We start from the raw sequence: 18,010 nt of genomic DNA on the forward strand, positions 1-18,010 counted from the left end.
ATCTGTCATCCATTTACCCTGTCTTCATGCGATATAAAACGTTTCCATTTGGAAAGCTTACTTTTTCACCAAATCAAGTTGGGGAAACTGGACCGTGAGTCCTTCCACAAATTGATCGAATTGATCGAAGTCCAATTGTTGTTGTGCGTCCGAGAGGGCGATCGCCGGATTCGGGTGCACTTCTACCATCACACCGTCAGCTCCGATTGCAAGGGCCGCTTTTGCAGCTGGCAACAATAAATCACGACGACCGGTCGAATGCGTGACGTCTACCATAACAGGCAGATGCGTCTCTTGCTTCAAAATCGGCACAGCGGTAATGTCCAACGTATTGCGTGTCGCACGTTCATACGTTCGAATTCCCCGCTCGCACAAGATGACTTGGCTGTTCCCGCTCGCCATAATGTACTCTGCCGCATAAATGAACTCTTCGATTGTAGCGGATAATCCGCGCTTCAACAAGACCGGTTTGTCTGTTTTCCCAACTTCTTTTAACAAATCGAAGTTCTGCATGTTGCGAGCTCCGACTTGAATGATGTCAACATACGGTAACGCCGATTCCACTGCGCCAGGAGTCATGATTTCTGTGATGACTCGTAGGTCATGTCGGTCAGCTGCCGTCTTTAACAGTTTCAATCCCTCAAAACCTAAGCCTTGAAAATCGTAAGGTGACGTACGCGGTTTATAAGCACCGCCTCGCATGATTTTAACACCAGACAATGCAAGCTTTTCTGCGACCGCATTCACTTGTTCGAAAGACTCTACGGCACATGGTCCTGCAATCAATTGTGGACGGCCGTTTCCGATCGTCACATCTTTCATATGGACCAACGTGTCTTCCGGTTGACGTTTACGCGAAACGAGAAGCGTTTTATCTCGATCTTCTCCTTGTAATTCAGCAGACGCTTTAAAGACTTCTTTAAAGATATGTTGAAGACGTGACGTTTCAAACGGCCCTTGGTTTGATGCGGCAATAAAATCAAGCATCTCTCGCTCTCGGACCGGATCATAACGTTCGACACCTTGAAGACGTTTAATTTTTCCAATTTCGACGGCAAGTGTACCGCGCCGACTAAGCAAGTCGAGCATTTCATGGTTCAATTCATCCATTTCTCGACGTAATCGATTCAATTGATCTTGTGGACTCATAGTTTCCCTCTCATTCCTAAGCCGTTCTTTCCAGATTCCTAATTATATCGAACTTTGTGCGCTTTGTCATAAGGAAACCTTCTACGACACAAAATCACCAAAAAAGGACCGAATCCATTCGGTCCTTACGAATTACTCATTTTTTTTTAAGTCTTTCTTTAAATCTTCTAGTTCTTCTTTCGATTCCTCGTCGAGCAACTCATTGACAGGTGCTTCGAGCGAATCGTCAGACTCTGAATCCGATGCGTTCGATGGCTTTTCTTCTTCAGCCGCGCGGTCCATCTGTTCCTTCACTTCCGATTCTGCTTCCGCAACGAGTTGATCTGCTTTTTCCATCGCCTCTTCAATCGAAAGCTCATCTTCATCGATTTGTTGCTTCAATTCTGCAGCTTCGCGTGCCTTATCTTTTACGATATTGAGGACAGGTGCCGCCTTATCGCTCGCCACTTTAATCCATTCCCCTACGACCGGTTCTGCTTTCTCACGCATCTCTTTCGATTTGACAGTCAGGCGCTCTCGCGATGTTGACGTCTTCTCATCAAGGTACGTCCGTACTTCACGTCCGTTTTTCGGAGACGTCAATAACGCGACTGCCGCTCCAACAATCCCTCCGAGAATGACACCCGTCAAAAATCCGCTACTTGATTGATTCTGTTCTGTTGATTGCTTTTGGTCTGTCATGTGTGAGTTCCTCCCCGAGATTAACTTATTTGATCGTATCATCCGTTTGAATCAAATCAGGTGATACAGGTGTTTCTGCTTTCTTCTCGCGTCGTGTGCGACGACGTGGACGTTCTTTTGTAGTAGAAGATTCAGGTTTGTTCTTCTTGAACAATTCGACCGCAACCGATCCCCATCGGACGGCTTGCGCAATCTGTTCTTTGTTTTCGTCCGCTGCCGAATGGACAGAAGTCGAGACGGTACGAACAGACTCGGTTACCTCGTTCAATGATGTCCCTAGCTCATCAAGCGCATGAGCGACAGGTGCGAGCAATTCTGTTTTTTCTTCGACGTTGTCTACGAGACGGTTCGTCTTATGTAAGAGCGCCGTCACTTCCATCGTGATTCCATCGAGCTGGCGTTCTAAATTTTCGGTCGTATTGGCGACGCTTCCGAGTGTACGATTTACATTCGACAAGACACGCGCCAAGAAGATGACGAGTACGACAAACGCGAGCGCCGCAATTAGCCCAGCGATGCCTCCTAATGTGATCTCCATTCAATCCATTCCTCCTATTCAATCGTTTCTTGTTTCATTATAGCACCATTATGACTGAAAAGATTTGCTACAACCGTTTTCGCCATTCGGTCTGATTATTCCTTTACCCGTTTTTGTGTTTTCGATTACACTAAAATAGAAATTCATAAAAAAAATTAGGGGTGATCGTGTGAGAGATCCAAGAATTACACAATTAGCTGACGGTTTAATCAATTATTCCGTCAAGCTACAACCGGGGGAAAAGGTATTAATTGAGAACTTCGGCGTCGAAGAGTCGCTCGTTGAAGCACTCGTCGAAAAGGCATACGAAGCAGGGGGACATCCTTTCGTTCTCTTAAAAGAGAGCCGTATCTTACGTAAGTTGTATACAGGCGCAAGCCGTGAACAACTCGAACTGATGGCCGACATCGAACGTAAACAGATGCAAGCAATGGATGCCTACATCGGCTTACGTGCTGGTGATAACATTAACGAGTTGTCAGACGTTCCAAGCGAACAGCAAAAACTTGTCGGTGCCACACTTGGGAAAATGCATACCGAAGACCGTGTTAAAGGAACGAAATGGGTCGTTCTCCGCTATCCATCTCCATCGATGGCGCAACTCGCTGGAAAATCGACAGAAGCGTTCGAAGACTTCTATTTCAATGTCTGTACACTCGATTACGGAAAAATGGACCGTGCGATGGATGCGCTAGTCGAGTTAATGAATAAGACAGATCACGTGACATTGAAAGGACCAGGTACCGATCTTTCATTCTCGATTTTAGATATCCCAGCCATCAAGTGTTCTGGTCAGATGAACATTCCGGACGGTGAAGTGTTCACAGCACCGGTCAAAGACTCGGTCAATGGTGTCATCACATACAATACGCCATCTCCATATCAAGGCTTCACGTTCGAGAATGTAAAGTTGACGTTTAAAGACGGGAAGATTGTAGATGCGACAGCGAACGATACAGAACGGATCAATGAGGTGTTCAACACGGATGAAGGTGCGCGTTATGTCGGTGAGTTCGCCATCGGTGTGAACCCATACATCCAACATCCAATGAAGGATATTCTCTTCGATGAGAAAATTGATGGAAGCTTCCATTTCACACCTGGTCAAGCGTATGATGAGGCTTATAACGGCAACAACTCATCTGTCCACTGGGATCTCGTCAACATCCAGCGCCCGGATTACGGTGGCGGCGAAATCTGGTTCGACGATTTGCTCATCCGAAAAGACGGACGTTTCGTCATCGATGCGTTGCTTCCGCTCAATCCAGAAAACTTGAAATAATATAAAGAATGGTGCGCCTTTTTCAGGTGCACCATTCTTTATATTTATAATTTTGTTTTCTTCCCGAGGGCGGCAGACATCATCCAAATTTCTTTTTCGAGTCGCTCGATATGAGAAACGAATGTATCTTCAATCGCCTCATCGCCGTCCTCAAATTTCTCCATCGCATCTTGCATCTCTTGACGGATTTGTTTGAAGTCACTGATGATATCTTTGATCATCTGATCTGTCTCGGCATGACGATCGCCTTCTTTTAACGTTGAATGTTCGAGATACTCTTTCATCGTCGCAAATGGTTCGCCGTCATTCATAAGGAGTCGTTCTGCCACATCATCGTAGAGTTCTGCCACTAAATTATAGAGTTCTTCTAGTTTTTCATGATACGTGAAGAAATGCGGTCCACTAATATACCAGTGATAATTATGAAGTTTTACAAACAGCAATCCATAGTTCGCTACTTCTTTGTTTAAGGTGTTGAGTGCAACTTGACTAGCCATTCCTAACATCTCCTTTGTCATATTCATCGATACTACTATTACCGAGATTTTGGATGGCTAAACATAAAAAAGAGAGACTTTCGTCTCCCTTTCACACTTACGCTTCAAGTTTTACAACTTCTTCATATTCGCGCTGATACGTTTGAATATCACCGGCACCCATGAATAAGAGCACGGCATCGGCATGGTTGCGTAACACGCTTGTACCACCACGTTTTAAGATATGTGCTCCTTCGATTCGTGATTGAAGGTCTTCGATGGTGACCGTCCCTTCTTGTTCACGTGCTGAACCGAAAATATCACATAAATAGACAGTGTCTGCTTCGGCCAATGCCGTCGCAAAGTCGTCCATGAATGATTTCAAGCGTGTATACGTATGTGGTTGGAAGATTGCAACGACTTCTCGATTGCCATACTTTTTCCGAGCTGCTTCTACCGTTGCACTAATCTCACGCGGATGATGCGCATAGTCATCGACAAGCACTTGATCGTTTAACATCGATTCACTGAATCGGCGTTTTACACCGTTGAACGTTTCAAGACGTTCTTTTACCAATTCTTTCGGCAAGTTCTCGTAGTCACATGTCGCAATGACGGCAAGCGCATTCAACACGCTGTGGTCTCCATATCCAGGAATCCGGAACGTTCCGTAGAAGTCATCACGTAAAAAGACATCAAATGTCGTTCCATTTTCTGTCGATGTGACCTGTTCAGCACGGAAATCATTGTGCGCCCCGAAACCATAATAGACGAGCGGCACGTTGGCTTGAATCTGTTGAAGATTTTCGTCATCGCCACAAGCAATGATTCCTTTCTTCACTTGTTTCGCCATTTCTTGGAAAGCGTCAATGACGTCATCAAGACCAGAGAAATAGTCCGAATGGTCAAAGTCGATATTCGTCATAATCGCGTAGTCTGGACGGTAGTATAAGAAATGACGCTTGTACTCACAAGCTTCGAAGACGAAGTTTTTCGAATCCGCCACTCCTTCTCCCGTGCCATCGCCGATTAAGAACGATGTCGGTTCGATTCCACGCATGACGTGTGCAAGTAATCCCGTCGTTGACGTCTTCCCGTGTGACCCGGTGATAGCGACACTCGTGTAATGGTTCGCGAGTTCACCTAAAAACTCATAATACTTATAAATCGTCAATCCGAGTTCACGTGCACGCACGATTTCTGGATGATCATCACTGAACGCGTTTCCTTGCACAACGATTTGGTCTTCCGAAATATTTTCAGGATCGAATGGCAAAATTTCAATCCCTTTACGGTTCAATGCTTCTTCTGTAAAAAATGCTTTTTCAACGTCCGATCCACGGACCTCATTGTTCATATCAAATAAAATTTGAGCTAAAGGACTCATGCCCGTTCCTTTAATTCCGACGAAGTGATAACGGTTCATCTGTAAATAGCCCCCCTAATTCATTGCGGCTCGTCAAAATGCGACAAACCTTTGTCATTATAGCAAAACTCACAGAATCGTGCTATTACAGATTATTGTTTTTTTGTGCAAGTCGTCGGCTACGGTACATCGCCATCCGATCTTTTGGCGTCATCATCACATTCACAGGCGGTTGATCCGCTTTAAATGAGACTTGAACCGATGGTGTCAAATCTGTGTCAGAAGGCATTCCTTGCTGTTCAGATGGTGTTTGTAATGTTTCTGCAATCTGCTCGATCGACGGACCAATTTGTTCCGCCAATCCATCAATATCTAGGTCAGTTTGAGGAGCGGCATCTTGTTGAGCCTCCACGACTGTCTCCTTTTTTGAACGAGATAGATCTGTTGATTGCATAAAAACAGATGAAAAGCCATTATCAAGAATCGAAACTTCACCAAGAATCGATTTGTCTTCAATTTCAATTTCCCCGGAAATCAGCTCGTTGGACTCTTCACTCCATTCAGGTTCAGAGACGGTTTCAGTAGATGACTCTCGGTTCAGCTCTTCCGTCGCAGAATGAGTAGATTCCATCGCTGAATCATACGCATCTCTCGTTTCAGGAGAGTGTTCGACCGGAAGGACAATCTTTGGTTTCGGACGAGCATATCCATAAATCGGTGACGGGACGTCTGACGGAATAAATTCCTCGGTTATCTCTACCTTTGGCGGAGGGGAACCTTTTTGTCCTTCTTTCGACAGTTCTCGTTTGATTCGCTCTGCTTGTTGCTTCAGTGAACGTTCATATGCATCCATACTTGATTCCTCGCTTTTTCACTCAATCCATATTTAACAAAAAATCGGTCGAATTTAGCGACCGATTTTAAATGCTGTACCTACTTCATATTCGTCATCTAATACTAAAATCCCTTTTTCTTGCGGGGCGTTCGGAAGGTTTAATTCACGGGCAGAACAAATCATCCCGTGTGAACTTTCACCACGGAGTGCAGATGGACGGATAATCAAACCAGTCGGCATCACCGCACCCGGTTTTGCGACAACGACTTTTTGTCCGGTTGCTACATTAGGTGCGCCACATACAATCTGAACAGTCCCTTGGTCGATTTGAACTTGGCAGATCGACAATTTGTCAGCGTCCGGGTGCTTCACTGCGCTTTCGACATAACCTACGACAAACTTCGGTGTCACGTCAACCCACGAAAAATCCTCTTCAATCCTGTTGTCATTCAAGATGCTTTGCAACTGCTCCACTAATCCTACTGTCAACTCAACCGGACCATTCCATCCTGTCACATCAACATGTTGACTCGCTTGAAACAGGTTGTACCCGTTCACTTCCCCGTCTGCTGACTTGACGATTGCCACATCTCCCGTCCGCTCGACAGATTGATGATGTCTTTCTCCTTCTTTCAACAACACCATGAGTACATCACCGATTCCTTCTCGGTTGTAAAACACATTCATTTGCATACGTTCCTACGTCCCTTCTTTCAAACTCATCTCACTTATTTTATCAGATTATGTGTTCGATGGCGGGGTCTTTTTTCCGACAATAAAAATCGGTTCAAGTTCCCCCGCCTCATAGTGAAAGGCGAGTGCAGTTATAGGAATCCGACCATTTGTGAAGAAATCAAACATCAATTGCTGCATCGCATCATACCCTTGGTCATTTCGAATGTCCGCAACGATCATCACATCCTGATGTGGGACACCGACGAGCATATCCCCTTCAATCCGTCGTTCCATCATCCGGAGAAACTCATCATTTAACACACGAGACGCCTCGTAGCCGTCGCGAGTTGATAAGAAGTAGAAGGGATTCCCAGCCACTTCGTCTTGCTTCATCTCGGTCGGTAGTTTTTTCACATTCTCACGGGCGATTCCTTCGATGCGGTCGAGCGTCATCTCATCCGAAAGGTGGCGTTCTTCAATCAATCGATACCCGTTCCCGCGGTCCAGCGCATAAAAAATCGCGGTCTCGGCCGTATGCGGAGTAAAAACAAGTGCTTCTCCATTTTTTGTCGTCTTCGAGAAGGAGTTCGAGCGAATGACCGGATAGATGCCATCTTCATTTCCCGTGAGGGAGATGTGATCGTCCGCCTTCATCGCCGATTCGATATACTCGATGACTTCATCGACGGCAACCTTACCGCGTGTCTTTGCCTTTGCCACAATCGGCGCAAGGCGAATATTGACCCCAAAACGGTCAGATTTCCGCTCGACGCGCAGCACCTCATTCTCACGATCGTAAGAAGTACGGTATTCTTCATTAAAATGCGATTCTAGATAACGTCTTAACTCATTCCGTTCCATAAAGGCTCACCCTAATCCGTTCAAGAAAGCTTCAACCTGTTCCGGCGTCTTCCGTTCACGACCGACGTAGCGATCAACCTCATTGCCATTTTCAAACGCAACAAAGCTTGGGATGCCAAAAATATCAAGTTCTTGCGCAAGTTCCATGAACTCGTCACGATCGACGTAATAGAACGTCCATGCTTCAAATTTCTTTTCGATTTCTGGCATGAATGGGTCAAGGAATCGGCAATCTCCACACCATGTCGCCGAAAACATAAGGACACTTTTCGATTCTTTTGCTTCGATATATTCTGCCATTGTTGATAGTCGTTTCATGATTATCACTCCTGTTCGTTTTTTCCTCACTTATAATAGCATAAGTCAAGTCACACATTCTGCTCTGCTGTTTGTTATAATCAAAGCCGAAACTAGTTGAAACAGGTGAAGCTGAATGAAATTAACACGCGAAACGTTAAACCCTGAAATGAAGCACCCTCTTGAACAGATGGTCGGTGTATTTGGAATGCTTGCCATTTTGCGATACGGCTACTTGTTTATTGACACTGATAAAACGAGACTAGAGATCTTGATTTGGCTCGTTGTCGGTTTCGCCGTCATTTATGTGCTCGAAAAATATCTCAAGAAATTGACACGTCACTTGCCCATCGTTCGAAAGCGTTTCTTGATCCCCATTTACGTGATTGTGCTCATGTTATTCTTAATCAGTTTCCGCGTCCCTCGTGAGACGGTTGAGTCCGTGAAAATGTGGTTCGGAATTGGATGAAAAAGAGCAACGTTCCTCGAAACGTTGCTCTTCTTTAGTAATCAATTTTTAAATCATTCGGTTGAATCCGACCAGTTCTTCGCAAGACTGCGTATACCGCGTAGCTCAATAGAGCTGGTCCGATTATGAGGAAACCAATGACGACGAGAAAGGTGTACCAAGTAAAGCCCATTGTTTCGAGCATGACGATTGGACCGACAAGCCCACTTGTTCCCATGCCCGCCCCCGCAGCGACACTTTCCAGTTCAAACAACAGAATCGCGATTGGTGCCAATACAGCACCGGCCATTGTCGGCGGAAGGAGAATCCAAGGGTTTTTCACAATGTTCCCGACTTGAAGCATCGAGGTGCCAATCCCTTGAGCAATCGCCCCACCGACTCCGTTATCACGATAACTCGTGATGGCAAACCCGATCATCTGAGCCGCACAACCGACAGTCGCTGCACCAGCGGCAATCCCATTCAAACCGAGCATCAATGCGATGGCAGCACTTGAAATCGGTGCCGTTAACGCAAGTCCCATCAATGTCGCGACGACCACTCCCATGAACAACGGCTGTTGCTCCGTCCCCCATTCAATCCAACCACCGAGTTGCGTCATGAACAGGCCGACATACTTGCCGATATACGTTGCTGTGAAATAGCCTACGGCAATCGTAGTGAACGGCGTCACTAGAATATCTAGCTTCGTCGATTTAGAGACGAGTTTTGAGACTTCGACCGAAAGAATTGTCGCAACGTAGCTTCCTGCCGGGCCGAACTCATATCCAAATGCCCCGACAACGAGCGCAGAAAACAAAATGAGCGGTGGCGCCTCTAGCGCATAGGCGATGGCAATCCCGATTGCCGGTCCGGTCAAGCTCATGGCAACATCCCCGATTTGAATCAATGTGGCACTCATCCCTGTGAATGTCGTCCCTTCGAGCTGACCTCCGATTGTTTTCATGATCAGACCGATGATTAATGTACTAAACAAACCTAGTGCCATATAACTTAGCGCCGTCACAAAATAAAGCGACGGGCTCAATGAGATTCCTTTTTTCTTGAACATAACATATCCTCCTTACCCTTATACAAGTGTCTTGTCATAAGTAATATACATGTATAAACACCTTTATCAGTATAAGACGTTTTCATGAAATAGCAAGCACATCCACAAAAAAACCGTTCACTCATCTTTCGAGTGAACGGAATGTTTGACTTAACAAGATGGACGTAGCGTTTCAAGTGTCGAACGATCAAGTCGCTTGACTAACGCTTTGAGTAACGCTTTTGCTGCATCATAGTCATCTGTATGAAGAATTGAAGCATGTGTATGGATATAACGAGATGCGACGCCAATGACGGCTGTCGGCACCCCTTCTCCGCTCATGTGAACGCGCCCCGCATCGGTACCGCCTGGTGAGACGAAATATTGTGTCTTGATGTTTTCGTCTGAAGCCGTATCGAGTAAGAAATCACGCATTTCAGGAGACATGACCATGACGCGATCTAAAATTCGGATCAATGCTCCCTCACCGAGCTGACCGAACTCCGTTTTACTTCCTGAAGCATCATTGGCCGGTGAAGCATCGAGTACGAGTGCCACATCTGGCTGAATCAATTCAGATGCTGTCTGCGCTCCACGTAATCCGACTTCTTCTTGTACGGTAGCACCCGAGAACAAGATGTTCGGGTGATCCGCTTTTGTCGTTTCCTCCAACAATTCGATTGCAAGACCGACGCCATAACGATTGTCCCAAGCTTTGGCCATAATCTTTTTCGGGTGATGAAGTGGGGTAAATGCGCTCGATGGAACAGCAGGGACCCCTGGACGTACACCCCATGACTCTGCTTCTTCTTTAGAATCTGCTCCGATGTCGATAAACATCTGCTTGATGTCCATCGGCTTACTCATCGCATCTGGTCCTAACAAATGAGGCGGTGTCGAAGCGACGACACCCGGTATTTTACCGTTCGACGTGATGATGTCGAAGCGTTGTGCCATGAGCACTTGACTCCACCAGCCACCGAGTGGTTGTATGTAAAGCATGCCGTTCTCGGTAATCCGTGTCACCATAAAAGCGACCTCATCCATATGTCCGGCTACCATGACTTTCGGTCCCGACTCGTCTCCGACACGTTTTCCAAAAATTGATCCGATGCCATCCGTGACAATTTCATCTGAATGGGGTTCAATTCGTCCACGTACAAATTGACGAACTTCAGACTCGAACCCAGGAGCTCCCGGGAGTTCTGTTAGCGTCTTAAATAAATCTCTCGTCTTCTGATCCATCTTTTATCATCCTTTCCTAACCGTTCTTGTCTCATTATATACAAAAGTTTTGACAGGATGCGAATGCTTTTCATTCCATTCGGGTACAGGTTTTGGTACGATGTACATGATAGCCATAGTTCAAGGGGAGGTAGTCATATGAAAAAAAGGTATTGGTTTATTGGAATCGGGGTTGCCGTCATTGCCGCACTTATGACGAAAAAAGCTTTAGATGAACGTAGCTTATCTGCAGAAAACGCCTTAGAGTACACGAAGCGTGCTTTCTCAGCAAAAGGTCATGTCCAAGGGGCATGGATTTCTGCATCACCGGAGATTTACACATACGACGGTCGTGAATACGACGTCTACAAAGGTGGCATCTCGGTTCTTGAGAACGATGAAGAGAAAACATATGAGTTTACAGTCGACTCTGAGACTGGCGCATTACTCGAATATGCATGATACGAAACCGACGAATGATTCGTCGGTTTTTTTGTTTAGTTCCCTTGAAAGAGTGGAAAATTGAAATTGGTAGTTTTCAATTTAAAAAAGGAGTGATCTCGCGTGAAGAAACTAATCGGTGAAGCAAGTGAACTCGTATCGCAAATGGTTGAAGGGATGGTCCATGCCCATCCTGAAGTGTATGGTCGAGTCGACGGTGTGAATGTCATCTGTCGGGCTGAAGGAGCGAAGTCTGGAAAAGTCGGTCTCGTCTCTGGAGGCGGTAGTGGTCACGAGCCAGCACACGCCGGATATGTCGGGGACGGTATGCTCGATGCGGCAGTTTGTGGGGAAGTGTTCACCTCTCCTACTCCGGACATGGTGCTTGAAGGAATCAAAGCAGCTGACGGTGGAAACGGCGTTCTCTTGATTGTGAAAAACTATTCCGGCGACGTGATGAACTTTGAGCTCGCCGCAGAACTGGCCGAAGGAGACGGCATCAAAGTCGACCACGTCGTCGTCGCAGATGACGTCGCCATTTCGAACAAAGAAGATCGCAGAGGGGTTGCCGGAACCGTCTTCGTCCATAAAATCGCGGGAGCTGCCGCTGCTAGCGGGAAGTCACTCGAAGAAGTCAAATCCATCGCCGAGAAAGTAGCGTCTCACGTTCGCTCCATGGGGATGGCAGTCGAACCTTGTTATATGCCGGTGAGCGGTAAACCTGGGTTCGACTTGAACGAGGAAGAGATGGAGATTGGCATCGGGATTCACGGGGAACGAGGTGTTGAACGGAAACCGACGAGTGATGTCGACCAAATCGTCGACGACCTCCTCAGTCACCTGAAAAAAGAAGTCGAGCCAGGAGAAGTTGCCGTCATGGTGAATGGAATGGGTGGAACGCCACTATCTGAGCTGTATGTGACGTATCATTTCGTTGCAGAAAAACTTGAAGCTGCTGGATATACCCTCAAACGAAAGTATGTCGGTAACTACATGACTTCACTCGAGATGCATGGGTTCTCCATCACGTTACTCCCTCTCGATGATGAGATGACGACGTATCTCGACGCTCCTTCAGCAGCACTCGGATTCAAAATTTAATAAATGAGGTGTTTGGTTTATGTTGACGATTGATCGGATGAAGCAGGCGTTACGCGACGCACAAGTTGGCATCGAAGAGCAAAAGGATACGTTGACCGATTTAGACCGGGCCATCGGCGACGGTGACCATGGGATCAACATGTCTCGTGGTTTTGATGCGGTCGCTACAATTTTAGATGAGGATTATGATTCTCTTGGAGCACTTAGTAAAAAGGTCGGGATGACCCTCATGTCGAAAGTCGGCGGTGCGGCCGGACCTTTATACGGTTCAGCTTTCGTGAAGATGGCAAACAAGTTCGGGGATGCGACCGAAGCGGACTTTGGCTTACTCAAGGAGGCACTTCAGGAAGGTTCGAATTCTATCAAAGCACGAGGGAAATCGGAAGTCGGCCAAAAAACGATGGTCGACGTGTGGGACCCGTTCCTCGAGCAAGTCCAACAAGGGGAAGATTATAAACAGAAATTAGACGCACTTGTCCAAAAAACAGAAGATATGGTGGCCACGAAAGGAAGAGCCTCTTATTTCGGAGAAAACTCTCGCGGAACCGTTGATCCGGGTGCCCTTTCTAGCTCAATCCTTTTGGCCGCGATTATGAAGGAGGTCGATTGACATCGTTGAATTGATCATCGTCTCGCACAGCGAAAAAATTGCGGAAGGCATCCAAGATTTGATGAAGGAAATGGCACCGTCCGTGCCCATTCATCTAGCTGGTGGCCTTGAGGATGGCGCTATCGGAACGGACGTGAATCGCATCTTATCAGCGCTCGATCAGATCGAAGGAGAAGCACTTCTCCTCAGTGATATCGGATCGGCGACAATGAATGCGGAACTCGCCATCGATATGTACGAAGGTGACAAACATGTCGAATTTTTCGATGGTCCAATTGTCGAGAGTGCCTTTATCGCCTCCGTTTCTTCAGGAAATGGGATGTCACTAACTGATATCGTCGGACAGTTAAAACAACAGTAAAAAGTACCCCGTTCTCTTGAACGGGGTACTTTCATGTCTTATCTTGGGTTGTCATTCTTTTCATATACGGCATTCATATATGAACTTGTTGAATAGAAACGTGGTACGACCAAGAACAAAATGAGTGCTGGAATCGCAATCATTAGAAGCAAGACCAATACCGGTAACCAATAGACGATCTGTTGACCGAGCATGTCGATGTTCGCGTCCGCAAACTCTGAAGCTCCTTCTACTTCTACGAGATCCGCTGATGTAAGAATCTTGTTGTCTGTCGCATCAAAGTAATGGTACTCGGTTTTACGTGTGATGAAGATCCCATCACGAATCGTATCGAGCTCTACGACAGCCGCGATGACTTCGTTGCCGTTTGAATGGCGAAGTGTCTCTTCTTTGATGATTTCAGCTGTTCCTTCTTTATAGTCGTAATGCGTTGCTTTCAAATCCTCTTCGAGAGCGTCTAAGAACGCTTCGTTCGCTGAGGTATTCATTGGTGCGATTGTTAGAATGAAGATTACTGCAAGCAGGCTTGCCCATGCTTTTTTCAACATCCCCATGTTCCCCCTTCTCTTATTCCAGTTTAGCGTCATTCCTATTGTACCAAGAAGAAAGAAAAAAGTGTGAAGAAAATACTATTAAAATAAGAAAAAAGCGTGTCAATTTTTCGGACGGAAGACGGCTTCCATTCGGTAAATCGGCTGACCGAGCGCACTAAAGCGCTCTTCATACTCTGTTCGAATATTATCTTCTGGTTCATTGACATGTAAATCTAGTGAAATTTCTGTGAAGAACATCCCGTATTGACTCATACTCTGAAGCGAATATTCAAACAATCCACGGTTGTCCGTCTTGAAATGAATCTCTCCTGCTTTCGGAAGAATCGCCTCATATGTCGCCAAAAACGTCTTATACGTTAGACGTCGTTTCGCATGTCGTGTCTTTGGCCACGGATCGGAGAAGTTTAAGTATACGCGATCGACTTCCCCCGCTTCAAAGTAGTCGACGAGTCGTTTCGCATCGACCGTCAATACTCTCACGTTCGGCATCGGGGTTTCGACTAATTTTTGTACGATGGAAACGGCTACGCTCTCAAACAACTCGATTGCAATGAAGTTCACATCCGGGTGTTGTTTCGCCATCCCTAAAATAAATTGTCCTTTTCCTGAACCGACCTCGATAAAGAGCGGGTGGTCATTCCCGAATTCAGTGCTCCAGTTACCTTTCATCTGTTCAGGATGTTGAATAAATACATGTTCTTGAGCTTCCATATATTCTTTTGCCCAAGGCTTATGTCGTAAACGCATGAAAATCCTACCTTTCGTTCATCAAATGTTCAAGTTTAATGGGAATATGCACGTTACGGACGAGCAGTCCTCTTGCGATTATACACGAAATCATAGTTTAATGAACGTGAATCATCCTTCACAAGGAGGTTAAATACAATGAGTACTTTAGATCAGTTCCTTATTTTTTATGCAGCTCCACTGACGTTTTTTGCTGGTGTCATCGCAACGTTCGTTTGGGCTTACTTTATGAATCCAGATGACATTTAACACATTCAAAAAGGGGTGGCGAACAGCCATCCCTTTTAATTGATTCGTTCGTACGCCTCGTCCATCAGCTCACGTAATACATGAAATCCTTCAGTTCGCGCAGAGTCATTCTCTTCCCCATAGATTGTCAGAATCGTCTGGGCGATTGCATACCAATGCATTCGATTATGGAGCTCACTCGAGACACGTACCCCGTAATGAGAGAACCAATGCTCCCACTCCACTTCATCCATATAGCTATATACAACCATCGCCAAATCGAACGCGCGGTCTGCAATGATCGCATCATCCCAATCCGTCAAGTAGAGTAGGCCGCTCTCATCCTCAATCCAATTATTATGGTTTAAATCAGAATGACAGACGACGAATTCTTGCTCGTCGACTTTTGGCAAATGGTGTTTTAGCCATTGAATGGCTTCTCCGATGATTGGGTCTGTTTCATCTTGTTCATATGCCTCACACTGACGGAGCAACAAGTGCGGCGTCACCGGTGTGTGGTTAAGCTGTTGCAACATGAATAATAGCTCTTTCGAGTTATGAATCTTTCCGAGTTGCGCCGCGACATCAGGTCGTTTCATATCTTCTGGTGAAAGTTCGCGGCCTTCGATAAATTGTTGGGCGCTTAACACGTCCCCATTAAACATTCGCTTTGTCCAAAGAAGCTTTGGTACGATTCCTTCCGCTGACAAGATCGCCAAAAACGGAGAAGAATTTCGTTTGACAAAAATCTTCTGTTGGCGCGTCGTCGCTACATACGCTTCGCCCGTAATGCCTCCGGCTGAAGCGACTGTCCACTCTTTCCCGAGCGCACCGACTATATCTGAATACATATTCATCACGCTCAAATCTTACTTGAATTAAAGAGATACAATCAACATCTTAACACGCGAGAATCGTCATTGACAACGACTCGACTTGAATGTGTGCTGGGTTTCGTGCGAGCGGAACGAGACTCGCCCTTTCTCCTTGAACGTATACGTTCCATTTCGCATCGCTCTCGAATGAAAGCGAGTCGAACGTACCGTTCACATAGACGCGTACCCGTTGCCACGCATCATAAGAATGACTGGCCGTCAATTCATAGATAATGACGCCAGGAGGCGATGGGAGAAACGTGAAATGGTCAATGACTTCTTGTCTGGAATCATACCGGAAACATGTATGGAGTCGCCGCAACTTCAAGAGCGTCTTCACATACTCGATGTCTTTGATTCGTGTGTCACGCAGATCCCAATCAAAATGATTGATGTGATCGGGTGAATTATAGCTATTTTCGACACCCTGTTTCGTCCGCCCAAACTCTTGACCGGCATGGATGAACGGGATGCCTTGGGATGTGATGACGACCGCATTAGCAAGACGTTGCATGGCAAGACGAGTCGTTTCATCGACTCCTTCACAAGACAACATTAACTTATCATAGATCGTATAGTTGTCGTGAGCTTCGGCATAATTGATGGAATAAGTCGGACTCGGGAAACGACCGACCGTTACGTTCGGAATGTGGACGGCTCCAGTAAGACATTCTCGAAGTTCCCACTCTCGCCACTCATTCCCGGAGATGAATCCACGTTCCCTGTCATTAAACGTCGACCCCTTCAACGCATCTCGAATCATATCGTTGAAATGTCCGATGCGAGGCATGCGTGCAGCATTTTGTGACGTCGCCTTCAATGACTGTCCAAGCGGTGTCGCCAAGTCCCACCCTTCTCCATAGACGAGAATTGAGGGATCAACCTTATCGAGCGCGGCCCGTACTTGATTCATCGTTTCGACATCATGAATCCCCATTAAATCGAAGCGGAACCCATCCACTTGATAGGTTGTTGCGAAATACGTCACGAAGTCGACAATCATACGTCGCATCATATAGCGTTCTGACGCCGTGTCATTCCCGACACCGGTTCCGTTCGCTATCGTCCCGTCGTGCTCGTATCGAAAATAATAGTATGGTACGAGCGCTTCGAGTGGGGATTGTTCTCGAATATAAATGTGATTCATCACGACGTCTGTAACGACTCGAAGACCAGCTTGATGCAAGTCAGAGACGAGTGTCGCATATTCGAACACACGACTCATCGGCACATCCGGTCTTGAGGCATAACTTCCTTCAAGTCCGAACCAATGAATCGGGTCATAGCCCCAGTTGTACGGCATACGCGTTGTCTCATCGACACTTCCAAAATCATGGACAGGAAGCAACTGGACATGAGTCACGCCAAGTTCTTTTAAATAGTCGAGTCCGGCACTATTGCCTTCCTTCGTCCGAACTCCTTTTTCAGATACCCCACCGTATAGTCCTTTCAATTGACTCATCGATGAGGGATGGCTTGTAAAATCCCGGATGTGCAGTTCATAGATGACGGCATCCGTTGCCTTCCATAAAGGCGGGCGCGCGGCTCGTTCGACCTGTTTATTGACAAATCGTGAGACATCTTGTAGTACGCCATACTCACCGTTCAAACTGACGGCTCGCGCATAAGGATCGACGACTTGCCTCGTATCGACCGGTGTTTTCACTTCTAAGCGATAAAACATACCTTGGAACGCTTGTGGTATTTCACCACTCCATTCCCCGCGTGCGCCGCGGTTCATGTGAAATCGCTCAATTTCTCTGTGATTCGTATCATCATGCACTGTAATCCACATGGATAAAGCAACCGGAGACCATACCGTCACTTCCATTCCGTGCGGCGTAAACGATACGCCGAGTGGACCATCATATGAGAAACGACGTTCGAATTCCTCTGATCGGACGATTTCTCGTGGTACGACAACCGTCGTCTTATGACCCGGATGGCAGACGGTGTACAACGTTTCTAAAGAGATTGGTTCGTTTAAACGAAGGATTTGTTCGATCTTCCCGGATTCCGTCACAAACTGTTGCTCGACGAGATAGTCGACTGGGCGTCCATTCTGTTCGATTTGTACTGGAACGGATTCATATTCGCGCACAATCTCAAGTTGTATGGTCTCAAATGATACGAAAGACGCGCTCTCGATGGTCACATGTGAGGCGGTCTTTTGATCTGGTGTGTGATGCATATGCGTCCCTTCCTCTCAA

Annotated in this window: 22 protein-coding genes; 7 read left to right on the forward strand and 15 right to left on the reverse strand. The window is 46.4% G+C overall.

Annotation, left to right across the window (positions count from 1 at the left end; translation table 11 throughout):
- Positions 1–57: 57 nt before the first annotated feature.
- The 3 genes from OKS35_RS06200 to OKS35_RS06210 form a co-directional block, all read right to left on the reverse strand.
- Entirely contained in the window at positions 58–1,149 is a 1,092-nt protein-coding gene (locus OKS35_RS06200; protein ID WP_074036479.1) for a bifunctional 3-deoxy-7-phosphoheptulonate synthase/chorismate mutase, read from the reverse strand.
- 132 nt (positions 1,150–1,281) lie between these two features.
- A complete protein-coding gene (locus OKS35_RS06205) occupies positions 1,282–1,830 on the reverse strand; it encodes a YtxH domain-containing protein (protein ID WP_159562547.1) in 549 nt (182 codons plus the stop codon).
- Between the two features lie 25 nt (positions 1,831–1,855).
- Positions 1,856–2,368 (reverse strand): DUF948 domain-containing protein, encoded by a 513-nt coding sequence (locus OKS35_RS06210; protein WP_074036477.1) that lies wholly within the window; start codon positions 2,366–2,368, stop codon positions 1,856–1,858.
- Between the two features lie 169 nt (positions 2,369–2,537).
- Here OKS35_RS06210 and OKS35_RS06215 point away from each other — a divergent pair, with 169 nt between their 5' ends.
- A complete protein-coding gene (locus OKS35_RS06215; protein WP_214781582.1) occupies positions 2,538–3,650 on the forward strand; it encodes an aminopeptidase in 1,113 nt (370 codons plus the stop codon).
- A gap of 44 nt (positions 3,651–3,694) precedes the next feature.
- Here OKS35_RS06215 and OKS35_RS06220 read toward each other — a convergent pair whose 3' ends face one another.
- The 6 genes from OKS35_RS06220 to OKS35_RS06245 form a co-directional block, all read right to left on the reverse strand.
- Positions 3,695–4,147, reverse strand: coding sequence for a Dps family protein (locus tag OKS35_RS06220; protein WP_012726754.1), 453 nt, complete (start codon positions 4,145–4,147; stop codon positions 3,695–3,697).
- Positions 4,148–4,244: 97 nt separating this feature from the next.
- Positions 4,245–5,552, reverse strand: coding sequence for a UDP-N-acetylmuramate--L-alanine ligase (murC, locus tag OKS35_RS06225; protein WP_214781584.1), 1,308 nt, complete (start codon positions 5,550–5,552; stop codon positions 4,245–4,247).
- 85 nt (positions 5,553–5,637) lie between these two features.
- Complete coding sequence (locus OKS35_RS06230; RefSeq protein WP_264092659.1) at positions 5,638–6,345, reverse strand: hypothetical protein; 708 nt, start codon at positions 6,343–6,345, stop codon at positions 5,638–5,640.
- Positions 6,346–6,399: 54 nt separating this feature from the next.
- Entirely contained in the window at positions 6,400–7,014 is a 615-nt protein-coding gene (ytpR, locus tag OKS35_RS06235) for a YtpR family tRNA-binding protein (protein WP_264092660.1), read from the reverse strand.
- Positions 7,015–7,068: 54 nt separating this feature from the next.
- Entirely contained in the window at positions 7,069–7,863 is a 795-nt protein-coding gene (locus tag OKS35_RS06240) for a DUF1444 domain-containing protein (RefSeq protein WP_264092661.1), read from the reverse strand.
- A 6-nt stretch (positions 7,864–7,869) separates the two neighbouring features.
- A complete protein-coding gene (locus tag OKS35_RS06245; RefSeq protein ID WP_264092662.1) occupies positions 7,870–8,181 on the reverse strand; it encodes a thioredoxin family protein in 312 nt (103 codons plus the stop codon).
- A 115-nt stretch (positions 8,182–8,296) separates the two neighbouring features.
- On the opposite strand from OKS35_RS06245, the gene OKS35_RS06250 reads away from it, so the two are divergent.
- A complete protein-coding gene (locus tag OKS35_RS06250; RefSeq protein WP_214683951.1) occupies positions 8,297–8,629 on the forward strand; it encodes a hypothetical protein in 333 nt (110 codons plus the stop codon).
- 34 nt (positions 8,630–8,663) lie between these two features.
- Here OKS35_RS06250 and OKS35_RS06255 read toward each other — a convergent pair whose 3' ends face one another.
- Positions 8,664–9,680 (reverse strand): PTS transporter subunit IIC, encoded by a 1,017-nt coding sequence (locus OKS35_RS06255; RefSeq protein ID WP_159562555.1) that lies wholly within the window; start codon positions 9,678–9,680, stop codon positions 8,664–8,666.
- Positions 9,681–9,830: 150 nt separating this feature from the next.
- Complete coding sequence (locus tag OKS35_RS06260) at positions 9,831–10,904, reverse strand: M42 family metallopeptidase (protein WP_214781589.1); 1,074 nt, start codon at positions 10,902–10,904, stop codon at positions 9,831–9,833.
- 138 nt (positions 10,905–11,042) lie between these two features.
- On the opposite strand from OKS35_RS06260, the gene OKS35_RS06265 reads away from it, so the two are divergent.
- From OKS35_RS06265 to dhaM, 4 genes are all read left to right on the forward strand, one after another.
- A complete protein-coding gene (locus OKS35_RS06265; RefSeq protein WP_012726763.1) occupies positions 11,043–11,345 on the forward strand; it encodes a PepSY domain-containing protein in 303 nt (100 codons plus the stop codon).
- A 102-nt stretch (positions 11,346–11,447) separates the two neighbouring features.
- The gene (gene dhaK, locus OKS35_RS06270; RefSeq protein ID WP_264092663.1) at positions 11,448–12,425 is read left to right on the forward strand and encodes a dihydroxyacetone kinase subunit DhaK; all 978 of its coding nucleotides are present in this window, start codon (positions 11,448–11,450) and stop codon (positions 12,423–12,425) included.
- Positions 12,426–12,444: 19 nt separating this feature from the next.
- A complete protein-coding gene (gene dhaL, locus OKS35_RS06275; protein WP_214690716.1) occupies positions 12,445–13,035 on the forward strand; it encodes a dihydroxyacetone kinase subunit DhaL in 591 nt (196 codons plus the stop codon).
- A gap of 10 nt (positions 13,036–13,045) precedes the next feature.
- Positions 13,046–13,396 (forward strand): dihydroxyacetone kinase phosphoryl donor subunit DhaM, encoded by a 351-nt coding sequence (gene dhaM / locus OKS35_RS06280; RefSeq protein WP_264092664.1) that lies wholly within the window; start codon positions 13,046–13,048, stop codon positions 13,394–13,396.
- Positions 13,397–13,434: 38 nt separating this feature from the next.
- On the opposite strand, the gene OKS35_RS06285 is transcribed toward dhaM, so the two are convergent.
- Entirely contained in the window at positions 13,435–13,944 is a 510-nt protein-coding gene (locus tag OKS35_RS06285; protein ID WP_240499834.1) for a hypothetical protein, read from the reverse strand.
- A 105-nt stretch (positions 13,945–14,049) separates the two neighbouring features.
- Positions 14,050–14,697, reverse strand: a complete 648-nt coding sequence (gene trmB / locus OKS35_RS06290) for a tRNA (guanosine(46)-N7)-methyltransferase TrmB (RefSeq protein WP_196430929.1) — start codon at positions 14,695–14,697, stop codon at positions 14,050–14,052.
- Between the two features lie 138 nt (positions 14,698–14,835).
- Here trmB and OKS35_RS15390 point away from each other — a divergent pair, with 138 nt between their 5' ends.
- Positions 14,836–14,946 (forward strand): hypothetical protein, encoded by a 111-nt coding sequence (locus OKS35_RS15390; RefSeq protein WP_012726769.1) that lies wholly within the window; start codon positions 14,836–14,838, stop codon positions 14,944–14,946.
- A gap of 35 nt (positions 14,947–14,981) precedes the next feature.
- On the opposite strand, the gene OKS35_RS06295 is transcribed toward OKS35_RS15390, so the two are convergent.
- Together OKS35_RS06295 and pulA are read right to left on the reverse strand one after the other, a co-directional pair.
- Positions 14,982–15,776 (reverse strand): phosphotransferase family protein, encoded by a 795-nt coding sequence (locus tag OKS35_RS06295; RefSeq protein ID WP_214782082.1) that lies wholly within the window; start codon positions 15,774–15,776, stop codon positions 14,982–14,984.
- 49 nt (positions 15,777–15,825) lie between these two features.
- Positions 15,826–17,991 carry a type I pullulanase gene (gene pulA, locus OKS35_RS06300; RefSeq protein WP_264092665.1) on the reverse strand — a complete coding sequence of 722 codons (2,166 nt, stop codon included), beginning with the start codon at positions 17,989–17,991 and terminating at the stop codon, positions 15,826–15,828.
- Positions 17,992–18,010: the final 19 nt, after the last annotated feature.

The sequence above is a fragment of the Exiguobacterium sp. N5 genome, from assembly GCF_025842465.1.
In the GTDB taxonomy this organism is placed as follows: domain Bacteria; phylum Bacillota; class Bacilli; order Exiguobacteriales; family Exiguobacteriaceae; genus Exiguobacterium; species Exiguobacterium profundum.

Bases quoted from the DNA above. Each gene is read 5' to 3' on its own strand.
- OKS35_RS06200 (WP_074036479.1), bottom strand. From the start codon at position 1,149: ATGAGTCCACAAGATCAATTGAATCGATTACGTCGAGAAATGGATGAA.
- OKS35_RS06205 (WP_159562547.1), bottom strand. From the start codon at position 1,830: ATGACAGACCAAAAGCAATCAACAGAACAGAATCAATCAAGTAGCGGA.
- OKS35_RS06210 (WP_074036477.1), bottom strand. From the start codon at position 2,368: ATGGAGATCACATTAGGAGGCATCGCTGGGCTAATTGCGGCGCTCGCG.
- OKS35_RS06220 (WP_012726754.1), bottom strand. From the start codon at position 4,147: ATGGCTAGTCAAGTTGCACTCAACACCTTAAACAAAGAAGTAGCGAAC.
- murC (WP_214781584.1), bottom strand. From the start codon at position 5,552: ATGAACCGTTATCACTTCGTCGGAATTAAAGGAACGGGCATGAGTCCT.
- OKS35_RS06230 (WP_264092659.1), bottom strand. From the start codon at position 6,345: ATGGATGCATATGAACGTTCACTGAAGCAACAAGCAGAGCGAATCAAA.
- ytpR (WP_264092660.1), bottom strand. From the start codon at position 7,014: ATGAATGTGTTTTACAACCGAGAAGGAATCGGTGATGTACTCATGGTG.
- OKS35_RS06240 (WP_264092661.1), bottom strand. From the start codon at position 7,863: ATGGAACGGAATGAGTTAAGACGTTATCTAGAATCGCATTTTAATGAA.
- OKS35_RS06245 (WP_264092662.1), bottom strand. From the start codon at position 8,181: ATGAAACGACTATCAACAATGGCAGAATATATCGAAGCAAAAGAATCG.
- OKS35_RS06250 (WP_214683951.1), top strand. From the start codon at position 8,297: ATGAAATTAACACGCGAAACGTTAAACCCTGAAATGAAGCACCCTCTT.
- OKS35_RS06255 (WP_159562555.1), bottom strand. From the start codon at position 9,680: ATGTTCAAGAAAAAAGGAATCTCATTGAGCCCGTCGCTTTATTTTGTG.
- OKS35_RS06260 (WP_214781589.1), bottom strand. From the start codon at position 10,904: ATGGATCAGAAGACGAGAGATTTATTTAAGACGCTAACAGAACTCCCG.
- OKS35_RS06265 (WP_012726763.1), top strand. From the start codon at position 11,043: ATGAAAAAAAGGTATTGGTTTATTGGAATCGGGGTTGCCGTCATTGCC.
- dhaL (WP_214690716.1), top strand. From the start codon at position 12,445: ATGTTGACGATTGATCGGATGAAGCAGGCGTTACGCGACGCACAAGTT.
- OKS35_RS06285 (WP_240499834.1), bottom strand. From the start codon at position 13,944: ATGTTGAAAAAAGCATGGGCAAGCCTGCTTGCAGTAATCTTCATTCTA.
- trmB (WP_196430929.1), bottom strand. From the start codon at position 14,697: ATGCGTTTACGACATAAGCCTTGGGCAAAAGAATATATGGAAGCTCAA.
- OKS35_RS15390 (WP_012726769.1), top strand. From the start codon at position 14,836: ATGAGTACTTTAGATCAGTTCCTTATTTTTTATGCAGCTCCACTGACG.
- OKS35_RS06295 (WP_214782082.1), bottom strand. From the start codon at position 15,776: ATGTATTCAGATATAGTCGGTGCGCTCGGGAAAGAGTGGACAGTCGCT.
- pulA (WP_264092665.1), bottom strand. From the start codon at position 17,991: ATGCATCACACACCAGATCAAAAGACCGCCTCACATGTGACCATCGAG.